This window comes from Paenibacillus zeirhizosphaerae (assembly GCF_030705605.1).
Classification (GTDB): Bacteria; Bacillota; Bacilli; order Paenibacillales; family Paenibacillaceae; genus Paenibacillus; species Paenibacillus zeirhizosphaerae.
Genome location: NZ_JAPCKK010000011.1, coordinates 1 through 11,953, shown reverse-complemented (window position 1 = coordinate 11,953; position 11,953 = coordinate 1). Strand labels below are relative to the sequence as shown.

Below are 11,953 nucleotides of genomic sequence, written 5' to 3'. Positions count from 1 at the left end.
AATTGCGTGCAAATATTTCAAATTGCGATTATTCTAAAAAAATATATAAATTTTGCCTGCCCAATTGAAACTTCCTTGCTTGCAAGAACGTAGTATCGAAGGTATGGCAGTCTATACTTATATAGAGATCATATGGGGAGTGAGGAGATGTCACAGTTTTCAATACGCCGTCCAGTAACCGTCTTTATGCTGGTTGTAGCTTTGCTTATCGGGGGCGGCATTTTTGCGTTAAAGTTACCTGTTGAACAGATGCCAGAGCTTGAGTTTCCTGTTGTGGCTGTTGTTACAAGCATGACAGGGGCAACGCCATCTGAGGTCGAAGAGTTGGTGACTAAGCCGCTGGAAAGCAATCTTGCATCCGTAGAGAACGTAGATACGATCAGTTCTCAATCGCAGGAAGGCTCATCAATGGTTATGATCCAGTTCAACTGGGGGGTGGATCTGGATCAGGCGACACTGGATATTCGGGACAGCTTGGACGGAGTCAGGGATGCTTTACCTGATGCCGCTAATTCTCCCAGGATACTGAAGCTTGATTTAAATGCGACTCCTATTATCAATCTTTCATTCACAGGGAATCAGGATGTCAATTCCCTAAGACCGATCGCGGAAGATGTGATTCAGCCCCAGCTTGAAAGAATAGCGGGTGTGGCATCTGTAAGCGTGACAGGTGGACAAGACAGATTGGTACGCATTCAGTTGGATCCTGCTAAACTGGAAAGCTATGGGATCACCCTGGATCAGGTAAGCCAGGCGTTAGCGGTTAATAACCAATCAGGTTCTGCTGGCGCTGTGGCCAAAGGTGATGCAGAAATCCAAATACGTGTAGATGGAAAATATCAAGCTGTTTCGGAAATGAGAGAAATTCCGATTTCAGCGGGTTCGGGAACTGTTAAGCTGAAAGATATAGCTACAGTAGAGGATTCTTTCTCCGATGTAACTTCCATTTCTACATACAATGGGCAACCGAGTATCAACATTGGGGTCACTAAAGCTTCCGGTGGTAACACTCTGCAGATTGCGGATGCTGTAAAGGAACGTCTGGATTCGATCCGGGAGGATCTGCCGGAAGGAACCAAGCTTGAGCTTGTTACTGATGCCTCCGAGCCGGTCAGCGACTCAGTCCACTTGTTGGTGGAACATGCTGTGCTTGGTCTTGTGATCGCATCCCTCATTCTTTTGCTGTTCCTTAACAGCGTTCGCTCCACGATCATTGCCGCTGTTGTTATTCCGATTTCATTTGTGGCTACATTCTTAATGATGTATTTCACCGACCAGACCATCAACGTTATCTCGCTTAGCGGTTTGTTGCTGGGACTTGGTTCCTTTGTAGACTTTGCGGTCGTTATTATTGAGAATATTTTCAGGCGGCGGCATGAGGGGAAAAGCATGCTGCAGGGTGCCATTGAAGGTTCCAAGCAGGTAGGTAATGCCGTTATGGCATCGGCGCTTGCACAGATTGTTGTCTTTCTGCCGATTGTTTTCGTAGAAGGAATTGCAGGGGAGCTTTTCAAGCCACTCGCCTTAACGGTTATTTTTTCTCACATTGCAGCATTGCTTGTTTCCTTGTTGATTGTTCCAATGTTGAGTTCGCGTTGGCTGCCTAAGCTTCCGGACGAGTCGGTTTATACATCTGGTACCTACAAGGGCATTAATCCAATCGTATGGTTTAATATCGGGTTCGAAAAGTTCAAAAATGGTTACACCAAGATGTTGGATTGGAGTATCCATCACAGAAAAAGCATTCTCGCAATCACGCTTCTTATGTTTGTAGGAGCAGGTGCCTTGACCCCAATGATTAAGTCTGAGTTTATCCCCTCTCAAGATCTGGGAGAATTCAGCATATCGGTGGAACTGCCGGATGGAGCCAAGCTGGAGGAAACCAACAACGCCGTTCAGCAAATTGAAAAAGAAATTATGAGCATTCCTGAATTGGAGAAGCTGACGGCAACTGTCGGCTCGGCGGGAGGATTTAGCTTTAGCAACCCGACCAATGCAGCTACGTTGAATGTGACGCTTGTTGATGAACGTTCTCGTTCAACGGACCAAGTCATATCGGAACTTCGGGATAAAGTCAGCAGTATTCCAGATGCGAAAATAACTCTTAATGCTACTGAAGGATTTTCAGCCGGTTCAGCCGTTCAAATCAATCTCAAAGGCGACGATATGGAAGTGCTGCGGGAGCTCTCGGATCAGGTCGTCGCAGCAGTGAGTAATATTAAAGGAACGGTCAATGTTGCGAGTACACTGGATGAAGCCCGTGAAGAGTATCAGGTAACTGTTGACCGTCAGCTGGCGGCACAGTATGGACTGTCTACATCACAGATATTGTCGGCACTGCGAACCACATTTAATGGTTCGGTTGCTACGACCTATAGTACTGGAGACGATCAGATTGATGTGGAGATCTCAATGCCGGAGCAGTTCAGAGAAGATTTCACATATCTTGAAACCTTACGGATTACGACAGCACAGGGCTTTGATGTGCCATTGTCTTCCGTTGCGAGCTTGAAGCGGATCGAAGTCCCTGTTACAATCACCCGTGAAAATCAGACCCGGCAAGTAGAGGTTACGGCTGACATTGAGGGTACGGATACGGTCGCTGTCAACCAGGAGGTAACCAGCCTGTTGAGCAATCTGTCGATGCCTGATGGTTATTCAGCGGATACAGGCGGCGGAGAAGCAGAACAGATGATGGAGTCGTTTATAAGTCTCGCTGTCGCGCTTTTATTGTCCGTGCTTCTGATTTACATGGTTATGGCCGGGCAGTTTGAATCCATGTTTACGCCGTTTATCATTATGTTCTCGATCCCGCCAACTTTTATAGGTGTTGTGCTGGGGTTGATTTTGACAGATACTGCCTTGAGCGTCATGGCCTTTGTCGGATATATCATGCTCGCCGGACTTGTGGTTAACAATGCGATTGTATTGATTGACTTTGTTATTCAGCTTCGTAAAGAAGGCATGGAAAGGGACAAGGCGATACTGCACGCGGCTTCTGAACGGCTACGGCCAATCCTGATGACTACACTGGCGACGGTTCTTGCCATGCTGCCGATGGTGCTTTCCAACGATCCGGCAAACGAGTCTATGGCACCTATGGCAGTCGTCGTAGTATTTGGTCTTGCTTTTGCGTCAGTAATTACGTTGGTTCTGATCCCGGTTGTTTATATTTTGTTTGATAACGTTACGGTTAGACGAAATAATCGCAAATTAAAACGGCAGCAGAAAAGAGAAGCTAAAAAGCAGGCGAAACTTCAACAAAACGGCATGCAGATTTAATAGAATAAGCAGGACATAGTGAGGTGGGAAAACCATGAATAAAAAAAGTATAACCATGCTATCGGTCTTGGCCCTATCCGTGGCCCTGGCCGGCTGCTCAGGGGGAGAGCCCCCGGCAGCCGCACCTACGGAGAAAACGGCCATGTCAGTCGAAGTTGGCAAGGTAACCAAAGGCAGTATTGAAGCCGAAGCGGGTGTTGTCGGTACTCTGGCTCCTTACAAAACGGTCCAGGTATCTCCCAAAATCAACGGCACGATTGAAAATATCAACTTGAAAATCGGTCAGACCGTTAGTAAGGGACAAGTTTTGTTCACGCTGGATCAAAAGGATATCCGCGACAGCATCAAACAGTCTCAGGAATCCTACAACGTTGCGCTGGCCAATTTGAAGCAGGCACAGAGCAGCACCGAACAATCGATTCAGCAAGCGGAATCCGGCGTTGACCAGGCTAAAGCAGCTCTTGTTCAGCAGCAAAGCTCTATAGATCAGGCGCAAAACTCGATTGCCGATGCTGAAAGCTCTTTGCGGGATGCGCAGAACACACTAAACCGTACGCAGCAATTGTTTGCGGCAGGGGTCGCGTCTCAGACTGAGCTGGAGCAGGCAGAGACGACAGCAAGGCAGGCGCAAAGCGCGTTGGATAATGCAAGGCTGACACTGAACAATGCTCAATCCTCCTTGGAAAGTGCGCAAACGACATACCAAAATTCCTTGAAATCACTTGAACTTGCTCGGAAAGGCGCGGGTATTGATGTGGCTCGAGCCAGTGTCGAGCAGGCACGATCTTCCCTGGAGACAGCCCGCAGCCAGTTGACAGACGCTACGGTTAAGGCTCCGATGTCTGGGATCATTTCAGTTGTCAACGGAACAGTTGGACAGATTGTTAGCTCTCAGTCGGCTGTTGTGACGATTGCGAATACTAATCCGATCCTTGTAAAGGTGAATTTGTCCGAGTCTGAGGTGATGAACGTCAAAGTTGGTTCCTCCGTTACGGTTGGAATTGATTCCCTGGACAAGAGAATTAACGCCAAGGTCACGGCGATCAACTCAGTTATGGATCAAGAGCTGAAGGCTTATCCTGTTGAGATATCCATAGCCAATCCTTCCAATACACTTAAGTCGGGTATGGTTGCTAATGTGTATATCCAATCCGGAGCAGCGGAAGGTTTGCTCATTCCGCAGGCATCTGTTTCCGAAAAGGCGGGCGTAAAATACGTCTATATAATAGAAGGAACTACAGCCAAACAAGTGAAGATTCAGACTGGGGAAGAGAGCGCCGAGCAGGTGGAAGTAACTGAAGGTCTCTCAGAAGGGCAGCAAATTGTTGTGAAAGGCGCAAGCATGCTTACTGACGGCGCGCAGGTAACTGTGGTAAAACAGTAGAATAATAGCAGCCTGCTTGGCATATCTTGATATGAGGCATCTGTTTTAGCGGAATTCACGGTATGATTATTTAAAATACGTTGCACGTTTTCCTTTCCTCAGTGGAATGATGCGATTTCTGAACCCCGGAGACGCATCATTCTATGTATCTTTTTTTTGTAGATATTAGGAGGGGAAGGGAATAATTGTCGGATGACGTTGGATAAGGTTTAGGAGTATAATTATGACTGTGAGAAGGCGAATACATATTTTTAAAAAAAGAAAAAAACTTTTTTTAAAAGGACGCAACTTTTTCGAAACTCCCCACGTCTAATTGTGTGAGTAAGATACAGCGGGTTACAATCTCGGAAAGACAAAATATGATAAAAAAAATCTTTACGACATTGTAATGACATTGTATAATACTGGAGTAAGTTGTGTGATGTACGCTTTCTTAAAATTATTTTGATTACAAGCTTCTGTGATATTGTCACAGATATCATTTTATATGGGTTATGAGAGCTCGGAAAGGAGGTGTAACGACTGATGAGTGACAAGATCCGACACAAAGAAAAGAATATTGTATCGCATGATATTCAAGGAGGAGAAAAAAAGGTTATGACAAAGTTTAACAAGAAAATGATCAACGTGCTTGCCACTGCAACTCTGGTTGCTGGTGTAGCAGCACCTGTAGCAGCACTTACTGCTCCAACTGCAATCCACGCTGCTGGCGGCGGAGAAATCAAAGCTACTAACACTCCAACTGTTAGTGACGGTGGAGTTGTCTCAATGGGTTCCGTAACATTTACAGTTCCTGAAGGAACTACACTCAATAATGGCGACGAAGTAGTCATTAAATTGGATTATGATCTTGCGACTAAAGATCAAGCCAAATCCAGTGTAGCTGCGAGCACTTACAACACTCTTGGTACTACAGTTTATGACTTCTCGGCTTTCCCAATTACAGGGGCTGGCAACGGTGTTTCCTTGACTGCTAACGGTGCTGTTTCCACGACTGACAAAGCGAAACTTGCTGAAGGTGATTTTTCAGCTAGAGTAGCTGCTTCGGACCGTATCGTTGTAACTTACAATGGTACAACCAAAGAAGTAACTGGTGATCCAGCTAAATTCACATTGCGTCTGGGTTCTATCTGGGTTGATGAGGGTGAAAACGATGATGCTGAAGTTTCATTTGAAGCTTCGTCTTCCAGCGTATTCCCAGCTGGTAAAGCAACGGTTGCTAAAATCACCGACTCTGATGATCTGAACCTGGCATTCTCAAGCCTGGATACTTCCAACAACAGATTTACACCAAAAATCGTTCTGGAAGAGCCAAAAGCTGGTGCATTCTCAACTGCGACAGAAGTGAAAGTCAAGCTTCCTAGCGGATATTCTTGGACGTCTCTTCGCGCTAACGTTGAGGCCATTTACGGTGACGCTGATCCTAAAGCTCTGAAATTTGATACTAAAGGTGATAACGGCCGTGAGTTGGTAATTACGTATACTAGCGATGTTCCATCTAAAAAAGCAACCAAATTTGAAATTCCTTTTGATTTCGAGGTTGATGACTCCAGTTCAGTGAAGACTGGCGATATTACAGCTAGTATCTCCGGTAAAACAAGCACTAACGTAACTAGCGCTAAAATCGGTACTTACGGCGACTACGGCAGCACACTTTCTGCAACTGATGCTCCAACAATCACTGCAGGTAAAGATGAGCAAGAAGTAGCAGATATTAAGTTGACCGAAACTATTGGCGAGAGCTTGGTTAACGGCCGTACACTTGAACTGACACTGCCAGAAGGTGCTGCTTGGCAGCCTGTTTATAAGGCGGTTTATGAAGATGCAGCTGCTCCGGATTACCGTGACCTTGCAGCTCCTGGTGGAAAAGATCAAATTAAAGACGAAGGTGTTACACTGAAATTTGCTGGTTACACTGGTACAGATCGTCGTACAGCGAAGTATACAGTTACAAGAAGCAGCAGCGACACTGACGAAGCAACTCTGGAATTTGAAGATGTGGAACTGGCACTGGCTAGCAACTTCACAGGTGATGTGAAGGTTACTGTTGGCGGTAACGCTGGTGTTGAAGGTGAAGTTGTTGTTGCTAAAGCAGTAGCTCCTATCACTGCAGCAGCATCCAACAAACCTAACGTAATCATTGGTGCTACTAACCAAACAGCTTCCAGCTTCACGCTGACTGAAGGCCAAGCTGAGGCACTGGAAGATGACGGCACTGTAATTCTGGATCTGCCAAACGGTGTATACTTCACTTCTACTCCAAAAGTTGAAGTAACTTCCGGCGATGCGAAAGTTTCCAACGTAAGAAGAGCTTCTGACGACAACAGAGTATTGTTCACAATTGATTCTGACAGTACTGCTGCTAGCACAATCACTGTATCTGGCGTAGCTATTGATCTGGATCGTACTGTTCCAGAAGGTGATATCACTCTGGACGTTCGTGGTAGCGCAGTTTCTGAAACTGAAGCTTACACGAAATGGGCTGACAACGATGCGGCTGCTAAAGTAGCAATCGCAGCTGTTTCGACTCCAGCTCCAGACGATCAAAACTTGAAAACTGTATTCACAGTCAACAGTACTTCTTACTCCGTTAACGGTGAAACAAGAACTGCTGACGTTGCTCCTTACATCGAGAACTCTCGTACTTACCTGCCAGTTCGTTACGTTGCTGACGCTCTGGGTGTAGGTCCTAAAGACATTCTGTTTGACAAAGCTACTTCCACAGTAACTCTGATCAAGGGTGACCGTGTAGCACAAATCAAACTGAACACTAACAAACTGACTATTAACGGTACTGTAATCACTATGGACGTTAAAGCAGTAACTAAGAACAACCGCACAATGCTGCCTATGAGCTTTGTAGCACAAGCTCTGGGAGCAACTGTTAACTACGACGCAACTGCTAAAACAGTTACAGTTTCCCAGAAGTAATTAGTTCCTAGCCATCATGAATAATGAGAAAGGGGTTCCTTATGGAACCCTTTTTTCAATAATATGAACAATTTTAAGAATCTTTATACATTCTTTATTCTTTTTAGATTTGGAGGTATATCTCGATATGAAACGACTAGGCTCGGCTTTATTATCCACGGTACTGCTATCTTCAGTGGTAGCGGGTGCAGGTTCTGCTGCAGCAGCTGATAACATTAAGGTGGTTATTAATGGAGTGACCCAATCCTATACTCAGCAGCCTGTATTAAATCATAATGCAACATTGGTTCCATTTCGGGCCATTTTTGAATCTCTTGGAGCTCAAGTAAGCTACGACGAAGCGAACCACAAAATTACAGCGACCAAAGGTCCAGACACACTTGAGTTTCAAATGAACAGCACCACTGCTTATAAAAATGGGCAATCCATTGCGTTGTCTATACCCGCTAAAACGATCAATGGTTCAACCTATGTTCCTCTGCGTTTTGTCGGCGAATCGTTAGGCGCCAAAGTAAATTGGGATGGAGCTGCTTCGACGGTAAAGATTGAAACAGAGCAAACAACGCAGACTGCATCTGCTGGACAAGGCAGCCTGAATCCTTTGGAAACCGCCGTTACAAGCACCTATGCAACTTATGAAACGAATACAGAGCCGCTTGCTTACAAGGATGCAGTAGCGCTTGCCGTAAGTAACAGCAATTCTATCAAGTCACAGGAAGCGACCCTAAAGGCACAAAACAACAGCTTGGAGGATGCTGCAGATGATATCGACTTTATCCCTCCACGCAACGGAACCAATGATGCGGCTAATTCGGCCTTCAATAATTATAGCCAACAGCAAATTAACTATTCTATATCTCAAAAGAAATTGGAGACTGAGAAAGATGGCGCGGGTCTTCAGGTCAAAAATAAATATAATGCGATTATTGATGCTATTGAGAAAAAACGCATTGCCGATCTGAATGTAGCTGATGCGGAGTGGAAGCTGCGTATTGCACAGACCAAGCGCGACAATCAAATGGCCAGTGACTATGATGTAACTCAGGCTCAAAATACACTGGCACAACAAAAGGCTGCACAAGAGGTCGCAGCTAAAGCTCTGGATGATGCTTACCGATCCTTAAATGCAATAATCGGTTATAAAGCTGATCAAAAGTATGAGGTGCTGGACATCCCTAAATTTGAAGTGTTTAAGGATGACGTAGAAGCACACGTTGGGCGTGTTCAGGCAGACAGCCCTACCGTATGGATGGCTGAGCGGGGGATCGAGCAAGCTGAACTGGATATTAATTATTTTAACTTTGTTGGAAGTACCGATAACGCCTATGAAAACAAAGAAATAAACGTAGATCTGAAAAAAATCAGCTCCGCTGATGCAAAAAAACAATTGGAAGATGCAGTTCGTCAAACCTATAACCAAATTAAAGAGCTTGAGACGCAATATACACAACTGCAAGCTTCCATGACAAGCGCACAAAGTGCTCTTGACATGACGAAAAAGCGGTTTGAACTTGGTATGTCCACAGAATATGAAGTGTTCCAAGCAGAGCTTCAGCTCGAATCTCTTAAACAACAAATGACTACGATTGTTACGAACCTGGATAACGCTAAAACAGCTTATGAGAAGCCATGGCTTGTTGCAGGCCAGCAGGGATAATTGAATAGACGGAAAACTTAAAATCCCCCTTGAGGGGATTTTTTCTTGTTCTCTTTTTACAAAGCCAGTATGATAGATTTATCTTCTATTAAAATACATTTAAGAATGATATATTTCATTTTTTATAATGACGTGGGAGGAAATACATGAAATCCAGTTATAAAGCAGTCTTAGCGGCCTTTCTGGTCGGTGGGGGCATTCTTGCAGGAACGGTGATGAATAATACGGTTAACGGTGCTTCCGGAGGGCAGCCGGGAACAGCCGATGATCCGGTCGTAACCAAAAGCTATGTGGATGAGCAGATTGCTAAAGCGCTTGGAGGAGCAGTTCCTTCTAACACAAGTGATCCGCAGTCTGGTCCCAAAGAAGAACCCGCGGGTACTGCGCCTGTCGCAAATGCACCAACTGACAACACTTCATCTGCAGCGAATAACGAGGTTAAAATTGTCGAATTAACACCAGGTAAGAAGCTTATTGCAAAAGCGGGGGCAGAATTCATCGTCCGCAACGGTTATGCATCGGTTTACAGTATGGATGCAAGTGGTGCCATTGACATTACAGAGGGAAAGGAAATATTCCATAACCAAACGGTTCAAAATAACCATTTGTTATCTTTTCCTCGTGACGGCAGAGGTATTCAAGTACAAGAAGGGCAGACCTACAAGCTAACGGTAATGGTCCGTGGAGGATATACGGTCCAATAAAAAGGACTTCTTCTCTCGTATGTAATCCATTTACCTTATTTAACAATATGTGCTTGGCTGAATACGGCTCGCTCTCGGCAAAATAACCGTACTACACAGTATGGAGGTGGCATGAATGCCGGGAAAACGTCGTAATCAAATTGTACCTGCAAGCCGGAGTATGCTGCAGGAGATGAAATATGAAATTGCTGCTGAGCTGGGTTTGCCTGTACACAATCCGTATTACACGGGTTCAGTAAACGGCCTTGCAGCCGATAGTGAGTTTGCCGGAGAATTAGGCTCGGTAGGTGAGACAGGGGCCGGTACTGTTGAATGGCGCCATCTGACCTCTCGTCAAAATGGAGCCGTCGGCGGAGCGATAACCCAACGCTTGATCCGCAGTGCGGAAAGTGAGCTATCAAAGTTTGGTTTAATGTAAGAACGCTAAAGCTTATGATTTCCGGCTAAGCCCTTATACCCATTTCTAGGCTTGTTTTCAATTGACACCACAAATCAAATACGCTAATATGGCACTTGAGGCTTGTGAAACCTTTTCCACTTGGAAAAGGTTCATTTTTTGAATACGGAAGTATTTTGCCATAACTCATTATTTCTCTAGCGGGAGGTTAACATTTATGTCTGTAAAAGGTCGTCATCTTTTTACGTCCGAATCCGTTACGGAAGGTCATCCGGATAAAATCTGTGACCAGATTTCCGATGCCGTTTTGGACGCATTTTTGGCTAATGACCCTAACGCACGTGTAGCATGTGAGGTATCTGTAGCTACAGGGTTGGTTCTTGTCATTGGTGAGATCAGCACCAAGTCGGAATATGTTGATATTCCATCCATTGTGCGCAACACAATTAAAGAAATTGGTTATACCCGGGCCAAATTTGGCTTTGACTATAGCACATGCGCAGTACTTACTTCTTTGAACGAACAATCTCCTGACATTGCTCAGGGTGTAAACGCAGCTCTGGAAAGCCGCGATCCTGCAGAGATGGATAAGGAAACAGATAACATTGGTGCAGGCGACCAAGGCCTGATGTTCGGTTTTGCAACAAACGAGACGCCTGAATTGATGCCGCTGCCGATTGCTATGTCTCATCGTATCGCGCGCCGTCTGTCCGAAGTACGTAAGAACGGTACCCTGGGCTATCTGCGTCCAGACGGTAAAACACAAGTGACTGTGGAATATGAGGACGGTAAGCCTGTTCGTATCGACACTATCGTAGTATCCACACAGCATGCTGAAGAAGCTACTCTGGAACAAATCCAGAAGGACATCCAGGAGCAGGTTATCTTGCCGGTAGTACCTGCCGAGCTGCTTGATGATCAAACGAAATATTACATCAATCCGACGGGCCGTTTCGTTATTGGCGGACCACAAGGGGATGCAGGGCTTACAGGACGTAAAATTATCGTAGACACCTACGGTGGTTACGCACGTCATGGCGGTGGAGCATTCTCTGGTAAAGATCCGACTAAAGTAGACCGTTCCGCTGCTTATGCAGCTCGTTATGTTGCCAAAAATCTGGTTGCGGCAGGCTTGGCTGATAAAGTAGAAATTCAGCTCGCTTATGCGATTGGCGTGGCTACACCGGTTTCTATTCATGTTGATACTTACGGTACAGGCCAAATTAGCGACGAAAAGCTAGTTGAGCTTATACACAACAACTTTGACCTTCGTCCTGCAGGTATTATTCGCATGCTGGATCTGCGTCGCCCGATTTACAAGCAAACGGCTGCATACGGCCACTTTGGACGCACAGACCTGGATGTTCCGTGGGAACGCGTGGATAAGGCTGACATCCTTAAGGAACAAGCCGGACTGTAATATTTTTTTGCACATCATAAAAATAAACAAAGACGACTGAAGGGTTCAGTCGTCAGCCTGTTGAGAAACCCTCAACAGGCTATTTTTTGTTTTCATTATTCATCTATTCACCGCGTTAATATGGTATAATATAGTATCCTAACAAGGCGGTGGTTGCATGCTTCGCTCCAATTCGAAT

Annotated in this window: 7 protein-coding genes; all 7 read left to right on the top strand. The window is 45.4% G+C overall.

Annotated elements, in window-relative coordinates; all coding sequences use genetic code 11:
* The first annotated feature begins 147 nt into the window (after positions 1–147).
* The 7 genes from OIN60_RS04715 (at position 148) to metK (ending at position 11,775) form a co-directional block, all read left to right on the top strand.
* Complete coding sequence (locus OIN60_RS04715) at positions 148–3,282, top strand: efflux RND transporter permease subunit (RefSeq protein ID WP_305753703.1); 3,135 nt, start codon at positions 148–150, stop codon at positions 3,280–3,282.
* A gap of 34 nt (positions 3,283–3,316) precedes the next feature.
* Positions 3,317–4,666, top strand: coding sequence for an efflux RND transporter periplasmic adaptor subunit (locus tag OIN60_RS04710; protein ID WP_305753702.1), 1,350 nt, complete (start codon positions 3,317–3,319; stop codon positions 4,664–4,666).
* 525 nt (positions 4,667–5,191) lie between these two features.
* Positions 5,192–7,597 carry a copper amine oxidase N-terminal domain-containing protein gene (locus tag OIN60_RS04705; protein WP_305753701.1) on the top strand — a complete coding sequence of 802 codons (2,406 nt, stop codon included), beginning with the start codon at positions 5,192–5,194 and terminating at the stop codon, positions 7,595–7,597.
* A gap of 127 nt (positions 7,598–7,724) precedes the next feature.
* A complete protein-coding gene (locus OIN60_RS04700; protein WP_305753700.1) occupies positions 7,725–9,254 on the top strand; it encodes a stalk domain-containing protein in 1,530 nt (509 codons plus the stop codon).
* Positions 9,255–9,400: 146 nt separating this feature from the next.
* Entirely contained in the window at positions 9,401–9,958 is a 558-nt protein-coding gene (locus tag OIN60_RS04695; protein WP_305753699.1) for a hypothetical protein, read from the top strand.
* Between the two features lie 115 nt (positions 9,959–10,073).
* Positions 10,074–10,376: an alpha/beta-type small acid-soluble spore protein gene (locus OIN60_RS04690; protein WP_305753698.1), complete on the top strand. Its 303-nt coding sequence runs from the start codon at positions 10,074–10,076 to the stop codon at positions 10,374–10,376.
* Between the two features lie 196 nt (positions 10,377–10,572).
* The gene (gene metK, locus OIN60_RS04685; RefSeq protein WP_305753697.1) at positions 10,573–11,775 is read left to right on the top strand and encodes a methionine adenosyltransferase; all 1,203 of its coding nucleotides are present in this window, start codon (positions 10,573–10,575) and stop codon (positions 11,773–11,775) included.
* Positions 11,776–11,953 lie beyond the last annotated feature (178 nt).

Excerpts from the sequence above, each read along its gene's own strand:
- OIN60_RS04715 (WP_305753703.1), top strand. The coding sequence starts at position 148 with ATGTCACAGTTTTCAATACGCCGTCCAGTAACCGTCTTTATGCTGGTT.
- OIN60_RS04710 (WP_305753702.1), top strand. The coding sequence starts at position 3,317 with ATGAATAAAAAAAGTATAACCATGCTATCGGTCTTGGCCCTATCCGTG.
- OIN60_RS04705 (WP_305753701.1), top strand. The coding sequence starts at position 5,192 with ATGAGTGACAAGATCCGACACAAAGAAAAGAATATTGTATCGCATGAT.
- OIN60_RS04700 (WP_305753700.1), top strand. The coding sequence starts at position 7,725 with ATGAAACGACTAGGCTCGGCTTTATTATCCACGGTACTGCTATCTTCA.
- OIN60_RS04695 (WP_305753699.1), top strand. The coding sequence starts at position 9,401 with ATGAAATCCAGTTATAAAGCAGTCTTAGCGGCCTTTCTGGTCGGTGGG.
- OIN60_RS04690 (WP_305753698.1), top strand. The coding sequence starts at position 10,074 with ATGCCGGGAAAACGTCGTAATCAAATTGTACCTGCAAGCCGGAGTATG.
- metK (WP_305753697.1), top strand. The coding sequence starts at position 10,573 with ATGTCTGTAAAAGGTCGTCATCTTTTTACGTCCGAATCCGTTACGGAA.